Origin of the sequence: Undibacterium sp. WLHG33 (assembly GCF_049544815.1) — a bacterium.
Classification (GTDB): domain Bacteria; phylum Pseudomonadota; class Gammaproteobacteria; order Burkholderiales; family Burkholderiaceae_D; genus Undibacterium.
Window position 1 is genome coordinate 1,339,694 of record NZ_CP186697.1, and the last position, 23,970, is coordinate 1,363,663.

Annotated in this window: 20 protein-coding genes; 11 read left to right on the top strand and 9 right to left on the bottom strand. The window is 45.7% G+C overall.

Annotated features, from left to right (window positions below):
• Positions 1–5: 5 nt before the first annotated feature.
• The 10 genes from cheA to purL all read left to right on the top strand — a co-directional run bounded on the left by cheA (position 6) and on the right by purL (position 15,014).
• Positions 6–2,060: a chemotaxis protein CheA gene (gene cheA, locus ACOTSW_RS06080; protein ID WP_423681630.1), complete on the top strand. Its 2,055-nt coding sequence runs from the start codon at positions 6–8 to the stop codon at positions 2,058–2,060.
• A gap of 32 nt (positions 2,061–2,092) precedes the next feature.
• Positions 2,093–2,608: a chemotaxis protein CheW gene (locus ACOTSW_RS06085; RefSeq protein ID WP_423681631.1), complete on the top strand. Its 516-nt coding sequence runs from the start codon at positions 2,093–2,095 to the stop codon at positions 2,606–2,608.
• Positions 2,609–2,672: 64 nt separating this feature from the next.
• Positions 2,673–4,376 (top strand): methyl-accepting chemotaxis protein, encoded by a 1,704-nt coding sequence (locus tag ACOTSW_RS06090; protein ID WP_423681632.1) that lies wholly within the window; start codon positions 2,673–2,675, stop codon positions 4,374–4,376.
• Positions 4,377–4,464: 88 nt separating this feature from the next.
• Positions 4,465–5,364: a CheR family methyltransferase gene (locus ACOTSW_RS06095; protein ID WP_423681633.1), complete on the top strand. Its 900-nt coding sequence runs from the start codon at positions 4,465–4,467 to the stop codon at positions 5,362–5,364.
• Positions 5,361–5,969, top strand: coding sequence for a chemoreceptor glutamine deamidase CheD (gene cheD / locus ACOTSW_RS06100; protein ID WP_423681634.1), 609 nt, complete (start codon positions 5,361–5,363; stop codon positions 5,967–5,969). Before ACOTSW_RS06095 ends, cheD begins: the two co-directional genes overlap by 4 nt.
• A gap of 50 nt (positions 5,970–6,019) precedes the next feature.
• Positions 6,020–7,096: a protein-glutamate methylesterase/protein-glutamine glutaminase gene (locus ACOTSW_RS06105; RefSeq protein ID WP_423682265.1), complete on the top strand. Its 1,077-nt coding sequence runs from the start codon at positions 6,020–6,022 to the stop codon at positions 7,094–7,096.
• Between the two features lie 103 nt (positions 7,097–7,199).
• Positions 7,200–7,595 carry a chemotaxis response regulator CheY gene (cheY, locus tag ACOTSW_RS06110; RefSeq protein WP_423681635.1) on the top strand — a complete coding sequence of 132 codons (396 nt, stop codon included), beginning with the start codon at positions 7,200–7,202 and terminating at the stop codon, positions 7,593–7,595.
• Positions 7,596–7,923: 328 nt separating this feature from the next.
• A complete protein-coding gene (locus ACOTSW_RS06115) occupies positions 7,924–9,138 on the top strand; it encodes an EAL and HDOD domain-containing protein (protein WP_423681637.1) in 1,215 nt (404 codons plus the stop codon).
• Between the two features lie 73 nt (positions 9,139–9,211).
• Positions 9,212–10,876: an ArnT family glycosyltransferase gene (locus tag ACOTSW_RS06120; protein WP_423681639.1), complete on the top strand. Its 1,665-nt coding sequence runs from the start codon at positions 9,212–9,214 to the stop codon at positions 10,874–10,876.
• A gap of 139 nt (positions 10,877–11,015) precedes the next feature.
• Positions 11,016–15,014: a phosphoribosylformylglycinamidine synthase gene (gene purL / locus ACOTSW_RS06125; RefSeq protein WP_423681641.1), complete on the top strand. Its 3,999-nt coding sequence runs from the start codon at positions 11,016–11,018 to the stop codon at positions 15,012–15,014.
• A gap of 133 nt (positions 15,015–15,147) precedes the next feature.
• Here purL and ACOTSW_RS06130 read toward each other — a convergent pair whose 3' ends face one another.
• The 8 genes from ACOTSW_RS06130 to ACOTSW_RS06165 form a co-directional block, all read right to left on the bottom strand.
• Entirely contained in the window at positions 15,148–15,921 is a 774-nt protein-coding gene (locus ACOTSW_RS06130) for a peptidyl-prolyl cis-trans isomerase (RefSeq protein WP_423681642.1), read from the bottom strand.
• Positions 15,922–15,975: 54 nt separating this feature from the next.
• Positions 15,976–16,248, bottom strand: coding sequence for a BolA family protein (locus ACOTSW_RS06135; RefSeq protein ID WP_186885535.1), 273 nt, complete (start codon positions 16,246–16,248; stop codon positions 15,976–15,978).
• Positions 16,245–16,868 carry a septation protein A gene (locus ACOTSW_RS06140; protein ID WP_423681643.1) on the bottom strand — a complete coding sequence of 208 codons (624 nt, stop codon included), beginning with the start codon at positions 16,866–16,868 and terminating at the stop codon, positions 16,245–16,247. Before ACOTSW_RS06140 ends, ACOTSW_RS06135 begins: the two co-directional genes overlap by 4 nt.
• A gap of 6 nt (positions 16,869–16,874) precedes the next feature.
• Positions 16,875–17,273: a peptide-methionine (R)-S-oxide reductase MsrB gene (gene msrB / locus ACOTSW_RS06145; protein ID WP_423681644.1), complete on the bottom strand. Its 399-nt coding sequence runs from the start codon at positions 17,271–17,273 to the stop codon at positions 16,875–16,877.
• 12 nt (positions 17,274–17,285) lie between these two features.
• Positions 17,286–18,722 (bottom strand): protein adenylyltransferase SelO, encoded by a 1,437-nt coding sequence (locus ACOTSW_RS06150; RefSeq protein ID WP_423681645.1) that lies wholly within the window; start codon positions 18,720–18,722, stop codon positions 17,286–17,288.
• Positions 18,723–18,952: 230 nt separating this feature from the next.
• Positions 18,953–20,785 carry a chemotaxis protein CheA gene (locus ACOTSW_RS06155; protein ID WP_423681646.1) on the bottom strand — a complete coding sequence of 611 codons (1,833 nt, stop codon included), beginning with the start codon at positions 20,783–20,785 and terminating at the stop codon, positions 18,953–18,955.
• Positions 20,785–21,549 carry a protein phosphatase CheZ gene (locus tag ACOTSW_RS06160; protein ID WP_423681647.1) on the bottom strand — a complete coding sequence of 255 codons (765 nt, stop codon included), beginning with the start codon at positions 21,547–21,549 and terminating at the stop codon, positions 20,785–20,787. Before ACOTSW_RS06160 ends, ACOTSW_RS06155 begins: the two co-directional genes overlap by 1 nt.
• 243 nt (positions 21,550–21,792) lie before the next feature.
• Complete coding sequence (locus tag ACOTSW_RS06165) at positions 21,793–22,275, bottom strand: putative toxin-antitoxin system toxin component, PIN family (RefSeq protein ID WP_423681648.1); 483 nt, start codon at positions 22,273–22,275, stop codon at positions 21,793–21,795.
• A gap of 23 nt (positions 22,276–22,298) precedes the next feature.
• Here ACOTSW_RS06165 and yaaA point away from each other — a divergent pair, with 23 nt between their 5' ends.
• A complete protein-coding gene (gene yaaA / locus ACOTSW_RS06170; RefSeq protein WP_423681649.1) occupies positions 22,299–23,081 on the top strand; it encodes a peroxide stress protein YaaA in 783 nt (260 codons plus the stop codon).
• Between the two features lie 65 nt (positions 23,082–23,146).
• Here yaaA and ACOTSW_RS06175 read toward each other — a convergent pair whose 3' ends face one another.
• On the bottom strand, positions 23,147–23,953 hold the full coding sequence (locus tag ACOTSW_RS06175; RefSeq protein WP_423681650.1) for an outer membrane protein assembly factor BamD: 807 nt from the start codon (positions 23,951–23,953) through the stop codon (positions 23,147–23,149).
• Positions 23,954–23,970 lie beyond the last annotated feature (17 nt).

The following is a 23,970-nucleotide window of genomic DNA, read 5'->3' on the forward strand; positions in this document are numbered from 1 at the left end:
AAATAATGACGATTGACATGAGTCAGTTTTTTCAGGTCTTTTTTGACGAGGCAGATGAACTTCTTGCCGAAATGGAAAAGCTGCTGCTTGCCGTCGATGTTCAGTCCCCGGAGCCCGAGGACCTAAATGCCATTTTTCGTTCAGCTCACTCTATAAAAGGTGGAGCATCTACTTTTGGACTCAATGACATGAGCGAGGTAACTCATGTTTTAGAGTCTCTGTTGGATAAAATCAGAAAAGGTGAAATGGCTTTAACTGCTGAGCACGTTGATGCATTTCTCATTGCCAAAGATATTCTGAAAATGCAGGTTGATGGTCACCGGCTTGGTACTCCAGTGGATCAGGATGCCGTTGCTGACGTCCGGATGCTTCTGCAGTCTCTTTCGAATGACCCTGTGCCTGTGGCTGCTTCGGTTTCTCCGCCTCCAGTTCAGTTGATTACACCCGATGGCACCAAACACAAATCTGCGTTCAAAATTGAAATGACAGGTTTAAATGCAAATGATGCCAAAGCTTTAGAAGTTGAGTTGGGGTTGCTTGGATCAATTTCTAACATTGAATCTGAAGCAGATAAAACGATTTTTTACCTGAGTACAAATGAAGCCGCAAACGACATTGTGTCGATCTGTTTGTTTATCTTGACCCCTGATTGTTTTACCGTCACAGAAGTACCGCTTCTTACTCAAACCCCCGAGGAAAATCAGGCAAAGACAGAAGATGAATTAGGGTACGGTTTCTTTGAGCCTCTAGATTCTATGTTTCCTCCTCAGGAGCCTGCTCAGGGGGCTGAAAACGGAGGTGCGCCTCCAAGTCAAACGGAGAGTGTTTCCACGCCTGTAAATCATCTTGAAAAGAAAAATATAATTAAGAAAGATGCAGAAAAGCATGTCTCTGCTCAAGAGACCTCAACGATTCGCGTCGGAATAGAAAAAGTTGATCAGCTCATTAATTTGATCGGAGAGCTTGTTATTACTCAGGCAATGCTTGAGCAAAGAACGCAAGAATTAGATCCTATTGTTCACGAACGGATCTTAGGCAGTGTCGCGCATTTAACGAGGAATACCCGGGATCTGCAAGAAGCAGTCATGTCAATTCGCATGATGCCTATGGATTATGTTTTTTCCCGTTTTCCCCGGATGGTAAGAGATCTTGCGACCAAGCTAGGTAAGAAAGTCGAGTTCATTACCCATGGCGCGTCGACTGAGCTGGATAAAGGTTTGATTGAAAGAATCGTTGATCCTTTAACGCATTTAGTGCGCAATAGTATCGATCACGGGATAGAAATACCTGCAATCAGAACGCAAAACGGTAAAACTGAAACCGGAAAACTCTCCCTATCTGCCGTGCATCAAGGGGGAAATATCGTCATAGAAGTCAGTGATGATGGTGGTGGATTGAACCGCGAAAAGATCCTTGCGAAAGCGCGTGAAAATGGTTTGGCGGCACCAGATTCGATGACAGATTCTGACGTGTGGCAGCTTATTTTTGCCCCAGGATTTTCGACCGCAGAAATCGTGACCGATGTCTCAGGGCGTGGCGTGGGCATGGACGTGGTGAAGAGAAACATCTCTGCGATGGGTGGTGTCGTTGACATTCGCTCGGCAACGGGATTGGGTACGACGATTACTATTTCGCTGCCTTTGACGTTGGCGATTCTGGATGGAATGTCTATAAAGCTTGGCGACGAAATTTATATTCTGCCGCTTGGTTTTGTAGTCGAGTCTTTGCAACCTGCCGCAGTGGATGTGAAAGAGATTAGTGGTAAGGGTACCGTTGTTAAGGTTAGAGAAGAATATTTGCCTTTGATTCCACTTTATCAGCGTTTTAATCTGACTCCTAAATTTCTTAATCCCTCAGAAGGTATTCTCGTTATCGTTGAGGTAGATGGAAAAAAAGCCGCTTTATTTGTTGATGATTTGGTAGGGCAGCAACAAGTCGTTGTTAAAAATATTGAGTCAAATTATAAAAAAGTCCCGGGAATTTCTGGGGCAACAATTTTGGGCGATGGTGGTGTTGCTCTTATTCTGGATGTTTCTGCATTACTTCGCTCAAATAGATAGTCATATTTAGAACCGTAAATAAAGGATTGAACATGTCACAACTGACACAAGCAGCCAACGAAACTAAATCGTCCTCTCAGGAAGGAAATGCAGATGTTGCGGGCAATGAATTTCTTGCTTTTACATTGGGAAACGAGGAATACGGTATCGATATTTTAAAAGTACAGGAAATCCGCGGATACGAGGCTGTTACCCGGATTGCAAATGCTCCGGAGTTTTTAAAGGGCGTCATTAATCTGCGTGGAATTATCGTTCCTGTTGTAGATATGAGAATCAAGTTTAATCTGGGAAGCCCGACTTACGATCAGTTTACGGTCGTCATCATTTTAAATATTGAAGGCAGAATTGTCGGGATGGTGGTCGATAGTGTGTCAGACGTCACCACTTTATTACCTAGTCAGATTAGACCAGCTCCGGAAATGGGTACAACTTTCAGCACGGATTTTCTGATCGGCTTAGGAACCTTAGAAGATCGCATGCTGATTTTGGTTGATATCGATAAATTAATGTCCAGTCCGGAAATGGGACTCGTTGACCAATTAGCGTAAGTAGTAAATTTTTATTTTAACACCACAATAAAAACAGAATAACTGTGGCTCAGGGGAGATAGTTGTGAATTTACGTAATTTGAAAATTGGTACTCGTTTAGCTTTGGGTTTTGCTCTTATTCTTGGCGGAATCGTTGTTGTCATGTTGTTGGTCAACTCCTTGAATGCGTCGAATCGAAAAGACATGTTAGAGAATTTGCGATTGGCGAAGGAAAAACAGATACTCGCTAATCTGATGAAAAGTTCTCTGTACGAAAGTGGAATAGCGATGCGTAACATCGGTATTCAGTCGGATGTCGCAGAGATGCAAAAAGAAGAAGGACGTGTTAAGTCGCAACGTAAGTTATACGATGATTCCAAAGAAAAAATTTCAGCGTTGGGGCTGAGCGATGATGAAAAAAAGATAGTTGATGAAATCGCGAAGCTGGATAAAGAGGCTGCAGGTCCTTTTAAAGATGCGGTCGGACAGGCTCTGGCATTTAATGCGGAGGGCGCAATAAAGATAATTGCCACTGTATTAGAGCCAATCAGTAATAAACAAATTATTGAAATTAACAAACTGGTTGAGCTGCAGTCTGCTGCTACTGCCCAGACCTTTGAAAAGTCAGACTCAGCGGCTAAAAAACTGTCTTATATTCTTTATACGATTCTGGTTGTTGCGCTCCTTATTGGTGCTGTGATTGCGTGGATTCTGACGAACAGCATTACAAAGCCTTTATCCGAAGCACTTGGTCTGGCAGAAACTGTTGCCAGCGGAGATTTGCGCAGCGATATTGCCGTCGTCGGAAATGATGAAGTTTCCTCGTTATTGCTGGCCTTGAAAAATATGAACAGTAACCTGGCTACTACCGTTGGCAAAGTGAGAGAAGGCACGGAAACAATTACTTTCGCTGCTCAGGAAATTGCATCCGGAAACGCGGACTTGTCCCGTCGTACTGAATCCCAGGCAAGTTCTTTGGAGGAAACGGCCAGCTCAATTGAAGAACTGACAAGCACGGTCAAACAGAATGCTGACAATGCGCGTCAGGCAAACCAATTAGTTGTGTCTGCTAGCGGTGTTGCGGTCAAAGGTGGCGCAGTCGTCGGACAGGTTGTGAATACAATGGGATCGATCAAAGATAGTTCGAGAAAAATTGTCGATATTATTGGCGTCATTGATGGCATTGCTTTTCAGACGAATATTCTCGCGTTAAATGCTGCGGTTGAAGCAGCCAGGGCAGGTGAACAGGGAAGGGGCTTCGCGGTTGTTGCGGCAGAGGTGAGAAATCTGGCTCAACGTAGTGCTGGTGCTGCAAAAGAAATTAAAGCCTTAATTGATGATTCAGTCGATAAGGTTGAGCAGGGTAGTAAGTTGGTTGACGAGGCTGGAAAAACGATGGATGAAATTGTCACCAGCGTTCAGCATGTCGCCGATATCATGAGTGAAATTGCTGCTGCAAGTCAGGAGCAAAGTGCAGGGATTGAGCAAGTCAATCAGGCAATTACTCAGATGGATGAAATGACTCAGCAAAATGCAGCATTGGTTGAGCAGGCGGCTGCGGCGGCTGAAAGTATGGAAGAACAGTCGGTTGAGTTGGCGAGAGCTGTGAGTGTATTTAAAGTGTCGAACTCACTGCAGCCAGCGGTCCGACCTGTTGCTCAGTACCGTGAGACAGTTGCAAAGCCAAATCAGCCCAAACCCGCTGCTCTGAGTTCTTCGGTGAAAAGTGCGGAGGAATCTAGCCTGAAAAAAGTTGCGACAACAGACGATTCGTGGGAAGAGTTCTGATTTTTCAACTGATACCAGTGTTGTATTCTGATGCTTGTATTCTTTGGTGCTGAATAAGTTCTGAGTTTAGTTATTGAGAGTCATTTTGATGAGAAATATTGGCGCGAAAGAAAGATCGGAAAACTCAAAAGAGTTTGAGTTTAACTCTCGTGATTTTGATCGCGTACGAGAGCTGATATACAAGCGGGCGGGTATATCCCTCGCCGACAGTAAGCAGGAGATGGTCTATAGTCGTCTCGCAAGGCGTTTACGGGCGACCGGAATAAATTCATTCACTGATTATCTGAACAGTCTGGAAAGGGAGCACGATAGTGTTGAGTGGGAGGCTTTTACCAACGCTCTGACTACGAATCTGACATCTTTTTTTCGGGAAGAGCATCATTTTCCGATTCTTGCAGATTTCGTAAAACATCGTAAGCAGCCTATCCAGATTTGGTGTTCTGCCAGTTCTACCGGTGAAGAGCCTTATTCAATCGCCATGACTCTTTGTGAAGCATTCGGTACTTTGCGCCCTCCTGCACAAATTGTGGCGACAGATATTGATACCAATGTTCTGAATACAGCATCGAAGGGTGTATATAACATTGACAGAATAGAAAAATTGTCTCCAGACAGGGTTAAAAAATTTTTTCTTAAAGGAAAAGGCAGTCAGGATGGACTTGTCAGGGTAAGGCAGGAGCTCATCGATATGATTACTTTCAAGCAGCTTAATTTGCTTGCTGATAGTTGGCCGCTGTCGGGAGAGTTTGACGCTATTTTTTGTCGTAATGTGATGATCTATTTTGACAAGCCAACACAGGGGAAGATTCTCAGAAAGTTTGTACCTTTGATGAAGCCGGATGCATTATTGTTTGCGGGACATTCTGAGAATTTTTTATACGTTTCGGATGATTTCAAGTTGAAGGGGAAAACTGTGTACGAGCTTTCTTCTGGTCATGCAGGTCATCAGAGAGTCGCAACAAATCCTTTGCACAAAGGTAGCTTATGAGTCAGTTAAGTGAAGAGCATTTTGCGACCAACGTTTACTTTGACAGAACGTTTGATTGTGATGCTGCAAAAATTTTACCGGGAGAGTTTTATTTCACGAACAAAGATATGCTGATCGTGACAGTTCTTGGTTCCTGTGTGTCTGCCTGCATACGTGACCGTGTGACAGGTGTTGGAGGAATGAATCATTTTATGCTTCCCGACACCGGTGGCGACGCTGATAATCCTGTCTCGGCTTCTATGCGTTACGGTACTTATGCGATGGAAGTACTGATCAATGAGTTGCTTAAAGCAGGGGCTAAACGAGAAAACATGGAAGCGAAAGTCTTTGGTGGTGGCAATGTTTTACGAGGTTTTACTGCTATCAATGTCGGCGAGAGAAATGCGAAGTTTGTCTTGGATTATTTAAAAGCGGAACGCATGCGTGTGGTCGCCGAGGATCTTAACGACATATACCCTCGTAAAGTCTATTTTTTTCCAAAAACTGGTAAGGTTCTCGTTAAAAAATTAAAAGTAGAACACAATGACACGCTGAGAAAACGTGAGCAGGATTATGCAAGTCGCTTAAAAACAACCTCTGTGGGCGGGGAAGTCGATTTGTTTTAATTTTGACCTGAAAATTTATTATATTTCAGGTGGATATGGAATCTTTCCAGATGAAAATAAAAGTATTAATTGTTGATGATTCTGCGCTCATACGTAGTGTAATGAGTGAGATTATTCGCAGCCAGCCGGATATGGAAGTTGTAGGTGTCGCACCCGATCCTTTGGTCGCCAGAGAGTTGATCAAGCAGACTAATCCAGACGTTCTGACACTGGACGTTGAAATGCCAAAGATGGATGGCTTGGATTTTCTTGAGCGCCTCATGCGGTTAAGGCCGATGCCTGTCATTATGGTTTCTTCGCTCACTGAGCGGGGATCGGAAATTACAATGCGGGCATTAGAGTTGGGGGCTGTCGATTTTGTCTCGAAGCCAAAAATCTCCATTCAAAGTGGTATGCTTGATTATGCGGAGCTGATAGCCGATAAGATTCGGATCGCATCTAAAGCAAAAATTCGCCCCCGGGTATTATCGGCGATTGACCACACTAAAGATTCCCCGGCAGCTTTACCAATGGTGAGAAACCCTTTAACCAGTAGTGAAAAACTGATTATCATTGGGGCGTCTACCGGCGGTACTGAGGCGATAAAGAATTTTCTTGTACAAATGCCGTCAGATTGTCCTGGTATTTTGATTACTCAGCACATGCCTGAGGGTTTTACACGCTCTTTCGCGAAGCGACTTGATGGCTTATGCAAAATCTCTGTATCCGAGGCTGTAGGTGGCGAGCGTGTTTTACCGGGGCATGCATACATTGCACCAGGGCATTCACATTTACTCCTTGCCCGCAGTGGTGCTAATTATGTAACTCAACTGGATGCGGGTGAACCAGTCAACAGACATCGTCCATCGGTCGACGTTTTGTTCCGGTCTGCGGCTGCTTATGCCGGTAAAAATGCTGTTGGTGTTATATTGACTGGTATGGGAAAAGACGGTGCTGCTGGCATGTTGGAAATGAAAAACGCGGGTGCTTATAATTTTGCGCAAGATGAGGCAACCTGTGTAGTATTTGGAATGCCTCGGGAAGCAATTGCAATCGGCGCAACCCATGAAGTTGCGCCATTAAATGAGTTGCCGTCAAAGGTCTTGCACTACTTGGCAACACATGGAAGCAGGGCACTCAGGGTTTGATGAGTTAAGATTCGTGCTTAAATGCAATTTAACCCACCTCTAGTTCGTAAATTGACCGATAATATTAGTAATTGTATTCAAAGAAATAATAATGGAGTAATTCATGGCCGATCAAAACCTGAAATTTTTAGTTGTGGACGATTTTTCTACTATGCGTCGCATAGTAAGAAATTTGCTTAAAGAGTTAGGCTACTCCAATGTGGATGAGGCTGAAGACGGAGCGATGGGGTTGGCGAAATTAAAAAATGGCGACTTCGACTTTATTATTTCTGATTGGAATATGCCTAATATGGATGGTCTCACGATGTTGCAACACATTCGTGCCGATCCCGCGCTTTCTAAAATTCCTGTTTTGATGGTTACAGCTGAGGCAAAAAAAGAAAATATCATTGCTGCTGCGCAGGCTGGCGCGAATGGCTACGTCGTGAAACCATTTACTGCTGCAACTTTGGATGAGAAACTTTCAAAAATCTTTGAGAAGCTGGGTAAGGGGGCTTGAGCCATTAGTCCCTTATTCCGGATCTGTATGAGTTTAGATATCTATCGGTCACAAAACTCATCCGAAATATTTTCCGGACGGTGTTGGTCTCATGGTTAGTTTTTTGGTGGTCAGTTGCAGCTTGCTTAATGGGTGTTCTGCAACTGATCCACTGAACTCAGTCTGATGTCTTTGAAAAGAAGCTGTTGACGTTCTTTTTTTAAGTTACCTTTATAAATCCTGAAGACAAAAATGTTGTTGTCAGTCGGCATCATTCAAAGAATGAGCTGTCCTGTGTGATCTGTTTTGATGATTTGTCTTTGTGGTTAAATAAATAATAAAATTCAATATGATTGAAGATCATTTCATCTTAAGAGAACCATTACTTGATCCTAAGCAACGTGTTATCGGTTTTCAGTTTTCATGGCAGCAAGCTGATTCCGCTGCCCTGTTTGACAGCCAAAATCTCGATTATTTACTGGAGTTTGTAGCAGGTCACCTGAATGATGATGATGGCTTCCTGCTGGCTGACAGTTTAGTATTTCTTGAGGCGCATCCTGAGCTGTTACATGCTGACGGACTTAAATCATTTCCCCCAAAAAATACCGTTCTGATTTTGCATAAGAAATATTTTGCCGATGAAGCGACATTGGCTGCGGTAAAAGAGCTCAGGGCTTTAGGCTTTGGTATTTGCCTCCGGGGGGCGGAAGTAACTACTCTGGAGCGCTCATTTTTTGCATTTGTGTCTCATATTGAAGTGCAATTAAATGCAGCTAATTTTGCATCCCAGGCAAAGATGTATGCAGCATTAAAACAATCATCGGTCAAGATGGTGGCACGTAACGTGTCTACCTGGCAGGATTTTGATGCCTGTGCCGCTTTAGGCTTGGATAGTTTTGTCGGAAAATTACATTTGATTCCGAGACCAAGCACTGCGCCAAAGAGCCTTAACCCAGCGCAGACCACAATATTGCAGTTAATGGAAATGGTCAGAAAGAATGCTGACGTACAGCAGTTGGAGCTGGTTGTAAAACGCGACGCTACTCTGGCATACAAGTTGTTACGCTACATTAATTCTGCTGGTTTTGGTCTGCGTACTGAAATTCAGTCCCTGAAGCATGCCGTGCAGATGCTCGGTTATAGTCCACTTTACAGATGGCTGACTGTTTTGCTGGCGACAGCGAGTACCAGCGGATATTCGCCTGTTCTGCTGGAAACCGCAATTGTACGCGGTCGTTTTGCCGAGTTACTTGGTCAAATGAAAATGCCAAAATCTGAAGCGGAAAATCTTTTTGTCGCAGGGATGTTTTCTTTGCTTGACCGTCTGCTTGGCTTGCCGATGGAAGATGTACTCTCAACGATTCAGTTACCTGAAGTGGTTACTGAAGCATTGATTTCCAGAGATGGCGTTTTCGGGCCTTATCTTGCGTTGGCCGAAGCATGTGAGTTGAATACTATGTTGGTTGGTTCTTTGGCTGAATCATTAAAAATTTCTGCTGAGGACGTCAATACAGCGCATCTGGCTGCTTTAGTATGGGCAAAAAATGTAGCGACAGCTGCGTAACGCCACTGACTGGCGAAAACGGCAAGCCCTTATGCTTGCCGTTTTTTTATTTACTGATTCGTTATAAACACTGATGAAGCGCAATATTGACATTCAATTTCCAGAAATACCTCTTTGGCTGGTATGGGGTATTGTTTGTTATTTTGTGAGTTTTAAACTGGGTAGTTATCCTATCTTGGATAACAACGAGGGCTTGTACGCAGAAATTCCCCGTGAAATGTTGCGTTCCGGTGACTGGCGCCAGTGGATTATCCCCCATCTGAATGGGCTGCCGTACATGGAGAAGCCTCCTCTTTTGTACTGGCTGACGGCACTATGTTTTGCGGTATTTGGCGAATCTGAATGGGTTGCCAGGTTGGTCCCTGTATTTTCGAGTGTTGGATGCGTGTGCCTGATTTTATGGTTCACAAAAACGATAGAGAGAAAGAACGCTGGCGGGTTGGCGGCACTTATTTTTATCAGTAGTCTCGGCGTTACCGCGATGTCCCGTACCCTGATGTTCGATATGTTGCTGACTGTTTTGCTGACTGCGGCGGTGATGTCGGGATACTTGTTCTGCGTGAGGAAGCAACGGCGATTCCTTTACATTTGTATGGCAATGCTGGCACTGGCTCTGCTCGCCAAAGGATTCGTTGCACTGATTTTATTCTCTGCTGTTATGGGGGCTTATCTTTCCGTAAGCTCAACGTCACCGGGAAATTTTCTGTCTCGTGTTTTTGAATGTCTTCACTGGCGTGGATTGCTGGTGTTTCTCCTCATCGCAGCCCCCTGGTATATCGCAGCAATGATGGTTGAGCCGATCTTCCCATGGTTTTACTTCATTAATGAACACATCCTCAGGTTTTTAGGTAAGCGGGAGCCGCACGATTACTATGCGGGTGCCTGGTGGTATTACATTCCGCGAGTGTTGCTGTTTTTGTTCCCGTGGTCATTCTTCCTTCCGGTCTTAGCGTTTGCGCGGGCGGATGGTGTACGTCAGCGGGCAATTCATTTGTTCCTGTGTCTTGCCTGGTTGATGCCGTTGGTATTTTTTTCGGTGTCCAGTGCTAAAGCAAATTATTATCTGGTGATCGTGATGCCGTTTGCGGCTATTCAAATGGCATTGATGCTGGAAGAGGTGAAATTCGGCGGTAAATGGGGATTGATAATGCCGGGTGTCCTGTTATCGATCCTATTTTTAGCATTGAATCTGTGGTTGTTGGGAGTAAAAAACGAGGCTCTGAACGGTTTGTTTGTTAAGGGTATTTTTACCCGTTATGTTGCCGAAATTTTGTTAGCGGCATCAGTTCTGGTGACGTTTTTCTCTTATCGTGTACGAAAATGGGGTTTGTTGTTATACATTTTAATTCCGATGCTGTGTTTGCCGGTTATCTTGCAAGTGGCTGATGTTAGAAAGAATTACGTCTCTACAAAAGAAGTTGCGGCATGGCTCAGGAAAGACTTTCCACATTCTGAAGTCGTCTTATATCGGGTCTTCGAGCACCAGTCATCGTTGCCATTTTATTTAAAGACGCCGGTCAGAATAGTTGACAGCCGAAGCAGTGATTTATTCTGGGGCAACAAGCTACATAAAAATAATATTGTTGTCAGTGATGTTCAGTTTCAGGCTCAGCTCGAGAATCAGAAGGTTGCGCTGCTGGTTCTGAAAGAAGATCTGCCAGATTTCAGGCAAAAGAAATATTTTCCCGAATTCAAACTGACCAGAGAATCCGGTAATACTCTGATTTTTACCAATTAATTCAGACATTTACTGGATTTATGAGCGATGTCTTCTGGAGCCTGTAAGGGCATCAAGGTATAATCACGGTTTTCTCATCCAACCAGCGATAGTTAGAGAAAAACTGTCTCCTGCTATTGCCTCAACTACTCCTCTAGCCATGTTGATATTGCCAGGCTCCAATGCCCTGTCTGCTTTCCGTACATCCAATCTTCTGAATCGTTTGCAGGAAGTCGATGCAAATATTATCGGCGTCACTGCAAGGTACCAGCATTTTGTTGATGTCAGCGTTGAATTGCAAAAAAATGATATTGAACGTCTTGAAGCCTTATTAGTTTATGGCGATCGTTTTAATGGATCTCAGGAGGGTGAAACTTTCATCGTTATTCCTCGCATTGGCACGATTTCTCCGTGGGCAAGTAAAGCAACTGATATTGCACACAATTGTGGTATGCATCAGGTGCATCGTATTGAGCGGGGTATCAGTTATTTTGTACAAGTAAAAACTGGCTTTTTTGGGGGAGCCAAAGAGGTGAAACAGTCCTCGCGGGAGGCGATTGCTGCTTTACTACATGACCGTATGACGGAAATGGTGTTGACGAGTCTCAATGACGCTGAAGCACTGTTCTCTGAGTTGGAAGCCAAACCGCTGGAGTTTGTTGATATTCTGGTCGGTGGTAAAAATGCCTTGCTGACTGCTAACACGGAGCTCGGACTCGCTTTATCTGATGACGAAATCGATTATCTCGTTGATGCATTTAATACGCTCAAACGTAATCCTACCGATGTCGAATTAATGATGTTTGCACAGGCAAACAGCGAGCATTGCCGTCACAAAATATTTAATGCTGACTGGACAATTGACGGTGCGGGGCAAGATAAGTCTCTGTTTCAGATGATTAAGAACACCCATGAACTGCATCCGCAGGGAACGGTCGTTGCCTATAGCGATAATTCTTCGATTATCGAAGGCGCTAAGATACAACGTTTTTATCCTCGTGACAGTAAGGCAGGTAGTTACGAATTGTCTGAGGAATTAACCCATATTCTGATGAAGGTCGAAACGCATAACCATCCGACCGCAATATCACCATTTCCTGGCGCCTCTACCGGCGCAGGTGGTGAAATCCGTGATGAAGGGGCAACCGGCAGAGGCGCGAAACCTAAGGCTGGCTTGACTGGGTTTACCGTGTCTAATCTGTCTCTCCCGGGAATGCCTCAGCCTTGGGAAAATGAGACTGATTGTAATGGCGGCGCAAAAACAGACGCTGTTTACGGGAAACCCGACCGCATCGCATCTCCATTGCAGATCATGATAGATGGTCCGTTGGGTGGTGCTGCATTTAACAATGAATTTGGTCGTCCTAATTTAGGAGGCTACTTCCGTACTTATGAGCAGAATCTCGATGGTACAGTGTATGGTTATCACAAGCCCATTATGATCGCTGGTGGTATTGGTAATATTTCTGCGCAACATACCAAGAAAAATGATTTGCCGGCAGGTAGTTTGTTGATTCAGCTCGGTGGTCCGGGCATGCGTATTGGTATGGGTGGTAGCGCGGCTTCCTCAATGGCTACGGGAACCAATACTGCTGATCTCGATTTTGATTCGGTTCAACGTGGTAATCCAGAAATGGAACGGCGTGCGCAGGAAGTGATCAATTCGTGCTGGCAAATGGCGGACGCAAATCCTATTTTATCGATTCATGATGTCGGTGCCGGTGGCTTGTCGAATGCGTTTCCTGAAATCACTAACGATGCAAAGCGTGGAGCAATTTTTAATCTGCGCAAAGTTCATCTTGAAGAGAGCGGTATGGCTCCGAAAGAAATCTGGAGCAACGAGTCCCAGGAACGTTATGTGCTGGCAATTGCTCCCGAAAATCTGGATATTTTCCGGGGCTTTTGTGAGAGAGAACGCTGCCCATTCGCGGTAGTCGGTACGGCAACTGAAGAACGGCAATTGAAGGTCATTGATCCGGAGCACGACAATACACCTGTTGATATGCCGATGAATGTGTTGCTGGGTAAACCTCCCAAAATGCATAGAAATGTTGAACGTCTGCAGACATCCTATAAGCCGCTGGATCTGACGGGGATCAGTCTTGATGACGCGGCAGAGCGCGTTTTAAGTTTACCTACAGTTGCTGATAAATCGTTTCTGATTACGATTGGTGACAGGACTGTAGGTGCAACGACCGTACGTGATCAGATGGTCGGTCCGTGGCAAGTGCCTGTGGCTGATTGCGCGGTGACGACGATGAGTTTCGAGGGCTTCCTGGGTGAAGCAATGGCGATGGGAGAGCGCACGCCGCTCGCAGTCATCAATGCGCCTGCTTCGGGGCGTATGGCCGTTGGTGAAGCGATTACGAATATAGCTGCCGCGCCGATCAAAGATATTTCAGACATTAAGTTGTCCGCAAACTGGATGGCGGCTTGCGGTCAGCCGGGTCAGGATGCTGCCCTGTTTGATACCGTGAAAGCTGTCGGTATGGATTTGTGTCCGGCGCTTGGTATCAGTATTCCTGTCGGAAAAGATTCTCTTTCTATGCGGACCACATGGAAAGATGGTGATAACAATAAGTCAGTCATGTCACCGGTTTCATTAATCATTTCTGGATTCTCTCCCGTCTATGATGTGCGTAAGACACTGACTCCGCAATTGCGCCTTGATAAGGGAGATACGAGTCTGATCCTGATCGACCTTGGCCGTGGTAAAAATCGCCTTGGTGCATCGTCTTTTGCACAGGTGATGCAAGTGATAGGCAACGAGGGGCCTGATGTTGACAGTGCGGCTGATCTCAAAGCTTTCTTCGCTGCTATTCAACAGTTAAATAGCGAAGATAAGCTGCTGGCTTATCATGATCGGTCTGACGGTGGTTTGTTCGCGACCTTATGTGAAATGGCATTCGCTGGCAGAGCAGGGTTGGTCATTAATCTTGACATCCTGGTGATGGAAGCCGAACACGCTGCAGATCAGGGGGATGCGAAAAATTGGGCAGGGCAGGTCGCCGAAAGAAGAAACGATCTGACATTGCGGGCACTGTTTAATGAAGAGTTAGGGGCCGTGATTCAGGTCCGTACTGAACAACGCTCTGAAGTTATGGATGTGTTGCGGTCACACAATCTCGGTGCCTGCAGCCACATTATCGGTAAGCCGACTACCAGTGACTCTATCGAGTTTTACCGTGACGTAAAGCAGATATTCAAAAAACGCAGATCTGAACTTCATCAGACATGGAGTAAAACCAGCTGGCAGATAGCGCGTCTGCGCGATAATCCGGCTTGTGCTGACGCTGAATACGCTCGTATCAGTGACGTGCAAGATCCGGGCATGCAGCCTAAGTTGACATTCGACATCAATGATGACGTTGCTGCGCCGTACATTGCCACCGGTGTTCGTCCCAGAGTGGCGATCCTGCGCGAGCAGGGTGTGAATTCTCATATCGAAACCGCTTATGTCATGCACAAGGCAGGCTTCGAGTCAGTTGATGTGCACATGAGCGATCTGATTGCTGGTCGTACCAGTCTCAATAATTTTAAAGGCTTGATTGCTGTCGGTGGTTTCTCCTACGGCGACGTATTGGGAGCTGGAGAAGGATGGGCAAAAACTATCTTGTTTAACGCGATGTTGTCTCAGCAATTCTCAGAGTTCTTCCACAGACTTGACACATTTGGTCTGGGTATTTGTAATGGTTGCCAGATGATGAGTAATCTGAAATCAATTATCCCCGGAGCGGAAGCCTGGCCGAAATTTACCAAGAACAAATCTGAGCAATTTGAAGCACGTTTTTCTATGGTCGAGGTGACGGATTCTGCTTCAGTCTTTTTCAGTGACATGGCGGGTACGCAAACCCCGATTGCCGTTGCTCACGGTGAAGGCTTTGCTGACTTTTCGACTACCGGTGATATTGCAAAGGCTCAAGTGGCAATGCGATTCATTAACAACAAAGGCGAAGCTACTGAAAGTTATCCGTATAATCCGAATGGTTCACCACAGGGGATTACTGCTGTGACGAATCTGGATGGTCGCTTCACAGTAATGATGCCGCACGCTGAACGCGTGTTCCGTACAACGATTCATTCCTGGCATCCTGATGACTGGAACGATGACTCACCATGGATGCGCATGTTCCGTAACGCAAGAAAATGGGTCGGATGATCTGGCGTTGAGTAAAGGAAAGGGGGGCTTTCGCCCCCTTGTTAGTTTTTGCTGCTTGGCAAGGGAATTTGTTTGCATCACAAATAAAAAGAGGCGCTGAATGCGCCTCTTTTTTGACTTAATCTGACTGCGATTATTGGATTTTTGCTTTTTTTACTAATGCTTGCTGATAAGCTTGTACTTTTTGTTGCTGCAGACCATCAATGATTTGTGGTTTGACTTCTTCCAGTGTCGGGAATTTTGCGGTACGGATATCATCCAATTTGATGATGTGGTAGCCAAACTCAGTTTTCACCGGTGTCTCAGTAAACTGTCCTTTTTGCAGGGCAGTCATTGCCTGGGAGAATGCTGGAACAAATGTCGCCGGTGTCGCCCAATCCAGATCACCACCTTTTGCTGCAGAGCCTGTATCTTTTGATTGCTTAGCTAATTCTTCGAATTTAGCGCCGGCTTTTAACTTCAAGATGATCGCTTTAGCTTCATCTTCTTTTTCTACCAGGATATGGTAGGCGTGGTATTCCTTGTCGCCGGCCTGTGCTTTCGCTTTATCATATTCAGCTTGTACTTCGGCGTCGGAAACTGGATTTTTCTTTACATAATCAATCATCAGTGCACGGATCAGCAAGGATTGACGTGCGATTTCTAATTGATTTTTTACTTCAGCATTCGATGCGAGGCCGGATTTTTCCGCTTCCTGCATCAGTACTTCACGATTGATCAGCTCTTGCTTCACCATTGCGCGCAACTGCGGGCTGTCCTGCTGACCTTGTGACGCCAGTTGTTTGACCATGGCATCTACGCGAGAAGAGGGAATTGCTTTGCCATTAACTACAGCGAGATTTTGAGCCATTGCAGGCACTGCTGCGGCAAGAAGTACTACCAGCAAATGAGCAGGTTTAAAAGTCATTGTCTGTTCCTAAAATAACAAAATAAAAAACGGATTATAAGTAAACTGCTTAGGTTAGGTCGGTATCTCTGACGGAGCAAGTGCACTGATCGCCAGTGCATGAATTTCCGTGTGCATCATATCGCCAATGGCATCATACACCAGACGATGGCGGGAAATGCGATTTAAGCCTTCAAATTGAGGACAAATTATTTTCAAACTGTAATGACTTCCCCCTGAGGCGGCACCCGCATGCCCTGCATGTGCATGGGAGTCATCCTGAAGTTCACACAGTACAGGATGCAAATTTTCTGTCAGACGTATGTGTAATTTTTCAAAACGGGTCATGACTCAGTTTCTTCCATGTATTTTGTTAAAAATAAGCTTTGAATAATAACGAATGCCGGCATGATTCCTATCATGGATATCAGCTTGAAATTTGCCCAGGCTGAGGTCGTGAAATTGTAGGCTACCAGCAGATTCGCGATTCCCATTACTAGAAAAAAGCAGATCCACGCAATACTGAGGCGAGACCAGATATGTTCAGGGAGCTTCACCTGAGATTCCATTGCAGTACGGATCAGATTTTTCTTAAAGCCAAACTGTGCCAGCAGAAATGCTGAGGCATAACACCAGTAGAGAACAGTTGGTTTCCATTTAATGAATGCCTCGCTGTGAAAGTAAATGGTTGCACTACCGAATACCATGATGATGATGAATGAGATCCACAGCATGGCATCCACTTTTTTTCTGCTTAAAAGCAGATAGGCGATCTGGCATGCTGATGCTACCAGCGTCACTGCGGTCGCAAGCAGAATAGGTGCAATTTCCTGATAGTTACCACCACCGGATACAAGTCCAGACAGAAATTCATTCACATATGCCTGGGCAGCTTCAGGGTGGTTTTCCCCCCATTTGAATGTCACAAAAAACAGAATAACGGGAAATACATCAAATAAAAATTTCATTAAAAATTACTCTGGCAAAGGTTCAAATTTCAAGGATGCTGAATTGATGCAATAACGCAATCCTGTCGGCGGCGGGCCGTCTGGGAAGACGTGCCCTAGATGGGCGTCGCAGATATTACACACAATTTCGGTGCGAGTCATGCCATGAGATGTGTCCAGTTTTTCCAGTACATTTGCTGGATTCAGTGCGCGAAAATAGCTTGGCCATCCACAGCCAGAATCAAATTTTGCATCAGATGCAAACAACGGCGTGTTGCAGCATACGCAAGTATAAATACCGATATCGTGATGATCCCAGTATTTTCCGGTAAATGCTCTTTCTGTAGCGGCGTGACGGGTGACCTGATATTCAACAGGATCAAGCTGAGCACGCCATTCGGCATCGGTCTTATGTATTTTATTCATATTTTCTTTCGACTACGATGAACAACTGATTTCGAGATGTTGCGCCCAAGTTGGTGGTTCATCTGCGTATTGATGATGCTCTGGTTGTTCATCAAAAGGGTGTTCGAGAATTGCCAACAGTTTCTGGACTTCACTGAAATCTTTATTCTGTGCTTTTTCAATCGCAATTTGTGCAAGATAGTTTCGCAGAACATATTTGGGATTGCTTGCTTGCATACGACGGTGTCTTTCTTCTGCTTGACTGCCTTCAGAGACCAGCCGTACCCGGTAAAGTTCCAGCCAATCAAGCGCGGCTTTAGTATTGCTGAATAAGCTGACGAAATCGTCGTCTTTTGAGCTGGCGTGATTTTCGAGGTGGCTCAGGTATCTGAAGGTGTGTGTGAAATCAGCATGGTTTTCCTGCATGATATTGAATAGCTGATCAGTCAGTTCCTTATCGTCTTTTTGTATGGTCAATAATCCGAGTTTTTTACGTAGCAATGCTTCCCATTTATTTGAAAAGGAGGACGAGTAACAATCCAGTGCCAGTTGCGTATCTTCTACACTGCCTATCAGTGGAAGTAATGCCTGGCCGAGCGCATGTGTATTCCAGTGTCCGATTGTAGGTTGCATACGGTAGGAGTATCGGCCTTGTTGATCTGTATGATTGCAAATGTGCCTTTCATCATACTTTTCCATAAATCCAAACGGACCATAGTCCAGCGTTAAGCCCAGAATGGACATGTTGTCCGTGTTCATAACCCCGTGCATGAATCCGACTGACTGCCAGCAGGCGATTAATTCAGCTGTTTTTTTTGTTACTGTACTGAGGAATGCCTGATAGGGATTAGGTTGTTTCAGCGCTTCAGGATAGTGATGCCTGATCACAAAATCCGCCAGAATTTTTAATTCGTCAGGGCGGTTGTTATAGTACCAGTGCTCAAATGATCCAAAACGGATAAAGCTGGGAGCGAGTCGGGTAACAACGGCGCTGGTTTCTGCCGTTTCTCGCATCACACCCTGATCGGAGCCAGTGATTGCCAACGCTCTGGATGTTGGTATTCCCAGTGCATACATCGCTTCGGAGCACAGTAGTTCACGAATCGAGGATCGTAGCACGGCACGTCCGTCGCCGGAGCGGGAGTAGGGAGTTGGGCCGGCGCCTTTTAGCTGCACTTCAAACCGTTGCTGGTGTTTGTCTATCGCGTCGCCTAAAAGAATCGCGCGGCCATCACCGAGTTGCCCGGCCCATGCGCCAAACTGATGACCGGAATAAACACTGGCAAGGGGATTGGCACCACGAATATCAGTGTTGCCTGTGAGTGCTTCGACGGATCCTGGCGCACGCAGGGATTCCGGAGCCAGATTGAATTGTTTTGCAGCGGCTCTGCTTACAGCGATGATGTAAGGTTGCGGCAATGGAGTTGGTTGCAGATGGGTAAAGAAATTCGCCGGCAGGCTTGAGAACATGCTGGGCTGCAAAAAATTATCCAGATCAGTTACTTGCTGTACTAATGATGATGGAGGCATTACGCAAAAGAATGAATATGAATGCCGTTATTCTGACAGAGTACGGGAAATTCTGTTTTTTGTCCCGTGGCAATGTAGGGAGAGTTGCTGAACTTACTAAGCGACGTGAAAAATATAAGGGTTTCATTCTGGTCAGAATGAAACCCTAGTTGAGTGATAGTATGACAAGATTAAGCTGTCATCATCTCGCGTACTTTACAGCCGTCAATCAGGAAAGATAGGCTGGTGACCAGAACGAGTTCACCTTCAGCGGAGCGGGCGGTACCGGTAATACCAGGGGTGCTGATGCAGGTCAGGGGTTTGATCACCAGATCTGCGGTTCCATCTACCGAATCTACCGATAAAATATAAGGATTTGGCGCAGCGATAACAATGCCGACCCGTTCAGACGAAGGCGTATAACCGAGCACTTTACCTAAGGATTTCACCGGCAACGGCCGGCCAAGGTCGCGAAGTACAGGCTGACCGCCGACACTTTCAAATGTCTCGGGTAATTCCACTACACGTTGCACAGTAGCCATAGGAAGTGCCAGTGAAGCTCCATCGGTACGTACGAGCATCGTCGGAACGATGGAAAGTTCAATTGGCAAGCGGATTAAAAACGTTGTACCTTTGCCCAACTCAGATGAAATGCGGATCGCACCGCGATGACGTTCTACTGCTGTTTTAACGACATCCATACCCACGCCACGTCCCGATACGCTGGACGCGACTTCTTTGGTAGAAAAGCCAGGCAAAAATACCAGCTGGAAAGCCTCATCATCAGTCCGCGCATCATGTGCGCTGATCAGGCCTTTAGAAATTGCTTTTTCCCGCAATCGTTGCGCATCCATACCTTTGCCGTCATCGGATACTTCAATCATGACGCTGCTGGCTTCTTGCCATGCTTTCAGTGAAATGGTGGACCTGGCTGTTTTGTTGCTTGCCAGACGTTCTTCTGCAGTTTCGATGCCGTGATCGAGCGCGTTGCGCAACATGTGTACCAGCGGATCGTAAAGACTGTCAACAACGACGCGGTCCACTTCTGTTTCCGCTCCCTCGATATTTAAATCCACCTCTTTGCCAAGGTCTCTTGCCAGTTCGCGCACCAAACGAGGGAACTTCTGAAACAGGCGTCCGACTGGTTGCATTCGGGTCGCCAACGTTGCTCGTTGCAACTCCGTTGAGTAGCGGGAGGCGCGGGTGAGCGTCTCAGTCAGCGCTGCCATCAAAGGCGCGGCCTGACCGTCAAATTTAAATTGCGATAATTTTTCCAGTAATACCGCAGCCTGGTTTGCTGCCTGTACTGATTCGCCGGCAACCTCCAGCAGTACGTTCAGCTTTACGGCGTCGATCCGTATGCTTTCCTCTTTCGCCGGAGCATTATGTCTGACATCTGCACTCGACAGAGAAGATTTAACTGCTTCATGTTCTTCTTTTGCTGATGGCGCTTTCTGAGCAGTGGCCGCGACAGCCGGCGCTGACTCTGGTAATGTGCCTTCAGGAGTTACCGCTCTGTAATATGCTTCCCAGTTGATTCCATCGGTATTATTATCTGATGGCGGAACTGCTCCGGTAACCACTGATTCTGGTGTGGCTACTGCATGAGATGCGGGCGCTGCGGCTTTTTTACTGATACCTTTGCTTTCAATCGCATCTGTCAGCATCGCTTCCAGTGCCTTTGGCATGGTCGACAGTTGCTCAGGCGGGACGCCGTTATTCAGTGCTGTAAGCTGATCGGCGACAAAACCGCTGGCCTCTAGCGCTGCCTCGATCGCTTCCGGAGTCACAGCGACTTGTCCGGTTCTTAACGCGTCAAACAGGTTTTCCGTTAAATGACATGCGGAAACCATGGCGGTCAGATTCATAAAGCCTGCGCCACCTTTGATCGTGTGGAATGATCTGAAGACAGCATTCAGCGTGTTCATGTCGTCCGGATTACGCTCCAGAGACAGCAGGTGTTCTTCCACGTTTGTCGCGAGATCAAGAGCCTCTACGACAAATTCTTTGAGCATATCATCCATCAGAAACCCAGGCTATCAAGAAGATTATCTACGTCATCCTGTTCCAGTGCTGCGTTCGGTACGGATGGCCCTTCCATTAATTCGACTGCTTTCTCTTTCAGTTCCGTCGGTGCATTATCAAGAAGTATCTGAGCTAATTCATGCTCTACTGCCTTATTAATCGCAACGACTTTCTTGATCAACTGACCGGTCAGATCCTGAAAATCTTGTGCCATCATGATATCGAGAAGGCGAGCTTTCTCTGCATCCGTCGCAGTCAGAACTGCATTGGCAAACGCTTTAGAGTCCGAGGCCAGTGTTTTAAATTCTTCTACGCTGAGCTTCCCTTCAAACAGATCAGTCCAGCGTACGTCCATGTTTTTCGCTTTTTTTGCAAGCTCGTCCTGCTCCGGCATTCCGAGGTCTGTCGCATTGAGGACTTTATTTGCCGCTTGTTCAGTCAGCGTTGCGACATATTGCAGCCTGTCCTGCGCATCTGCTACCTGAATCGCGACATCGGAGAGTGAGCGATCATAGCCGAGCTGTCGCATAGAATCATGCAACATGCGGACTACATTACCTAAACGATCAAATATTGGCTTAGTAGATTCGATGTCTGTGTTGCGTGGATTCAGTTTCGGCGGCTGCTCGCCAACCTGCATTAACGTATTGCTTGTCGTAACTGAAGCTGTTTCTGTCCCTGATGCGTTGGACGCTTCCGCTTCCTGGCGCTGGCTTGCCATTTCTTCAAACAATGCGTCAAGATCATCTGCTGAATCGGTCATAATTCTTCACTCTCCATAATCGCTGTGACTTTTGTGCAATTTTCCACAAATATCATGGGTTATCGTTAATCTTAGGCAAGAATGAGTGTTTTTCGATTACTCAAAAATGCGTTATGTGTTTATTTGTTTAATTGTGCAATCCTATTTTCAGCAATCTTTATTTCTGCCTGTAAATTGCATTTTTAGTCTCCACAACATAGTAGCAGGACTTTATCTAAGAATGATCTACGGGAATAAAATTTATCATTGTTTTGCTTGATTGTCGTTGGTTTTGCTGTTTTCACCGGCCCATGTGACTAAAAACTGCTCAGGCGTTTCTATTGAAAAAAGTCCGGCTTTGCGTATTTTTCTGGCCAACTTGAGCAGTGCCTTATCTTTAGTGATGAGTGTGGCGGCTGAACTATCCCGTGCGATTTCAAGAAATTTCTGATCATCTTTATCGCTGCACACCGGCAATCGTATATCTGCTTTTAACGGGGGCGCGACACACTCAATGAAGAGATCGAATTGCCGGCAAATATCTGCCAGGTTGTCCTGATTCACGGGTAAATGCGGATACTTCAGTACTGCCAGCCATTCCTCACGACAGTCTGCGCGGGTGACAGCTTTTAAATGTCCATTTTTGAGTCCGCCAAGAATGTTCAACCAGCGCTGATCATTGAAAACGAATAAATCCAGGCATACGTTGGTGTCAATGATGATGTGCTTGGGTATGATTGCGGTCATTGTGTTTATTCTCGTAAATTTTTATGCTTATTGTATTATCACCAGCAAAAAGTCTTGATTTTCAGACCCCGGTTCCCACAAATATTTCCACAATACCTGAGCTTCTGGACGAAGCGGAAGAATTGGTTTCCATCGCGAGAGGTTTATCCGAACTGGATTTGATTAAACTGATGGAAATTTCACCAGCCCTGGCACGTTTAAATGTGGATCGTTTCCGGTCATGGACTAAAACTCCAGGTGCTGACTTGGTCAGGCCAGCAGTTTTTGCATTCAATGGAGATGTATACGAAGGATTGAATGCGGGCAGCCTTAAGAAACATCATTTGTCTTATCTGCAGAGGCATGTGCGGATTTTATCTGGTTTGTATGGGGTACTGCGACCTATGGATCAGTTACAGGCATACCGCTTGGAGATGGGAACGTCTTTAATAACTCCGCATGGTAAAAATCTGTATCAATTCTGGGGGCAAAAAGTTACTGAAATATTGAACACGCAATTAGTGTCTGTAAATACGAACGTATTAGTTAATCTGGCATCGGACGAGTATTTTAAGGTTGTGAAACCTGCCATACTGAATGCGGATATTATCAATCCTGTTTTTCAGGACTGGAAAAACGGTCGCTACAAAATCATTTCTTTTTACGCTAAGCGCGCGCGCGGATTGATGGCACGTTATTGCGCTGAAAATGCAATATCTGATCCGGAGTCATTGAAGAGTTTTAATACAGAAGGTTATGCATACGACGAGGAGTCTTCAGAAAAAGGGCGCTGGGTATTCAGACGCAAAACAGAGGAGCTGACGTAGCAGGGGATAGCAAAAATAAAAAAGCCGATCTCTGACCGGCTTTTTTTATTTTAAGCTTCTCTATTTCAGGACCAGAATTTCCACCATGCCGGTTTGTTTTTTGCTTTGCCTGACAGGTAAGTGCTATTAGGGAAATTTTTCATGAATACTCGGTTTGCATCGTCGCGTAATGCAGTCATTCCCATCGCATCATAAGATTTCACCAGTAAAAACATTGCCTCTTCAATTGCCGGAGCATCAGGATACTCGGTGATGGCTGCCTGAGCACGGTTGGCTGCTGCCAGATAAGCTCCGCGGCGGACATAGTAGCGTGCAACGTGCACATCGTACTGTGCCAAAGCATTCACCAAGTATTTCATGCGTGAGATGGCGTCCGGCGTGTATTGGCTGTCAGGAAATTGTGTGACCAATTGTTTGAATGCGTCAAAAGAATCGCGCGAAGCTTTTGGATCACGTTCAGTAATGTCCTGGTTTGCCAGGAAATTGAGGAAGCCCAGTTGATCATTAAAATTAATCAGACCGCGCAGGTAATACATATAATCGACATGACTGTGATTCGGATGCAACTTAATGAATCTCTCTACCGCAGCCAGAGCCTGAACCTGATCGCCTTGTTTATAGTAAGCATAAGCGGTTTCCATCTGTGCCTGCTGGGCGTAGGTACCGAAGGGGAAGCGCGATTCCAGTTTTTCGAAGTACTGAATTGCTTTTTCATATCCGCCATTCGCCATTTCATCTTTTGCTTCAGCGTATAATTTTGATGCGGACCATGTTCTGGTCTCGTCGCCCTTGTCACCAAAAGCCCCGCAGCCGCTTAAAGTCAACGACGCGGCCATCGCCAGAACCAGCAATTTTAAAGATTTAATGTGCATAGATATGTGCTTGAGCA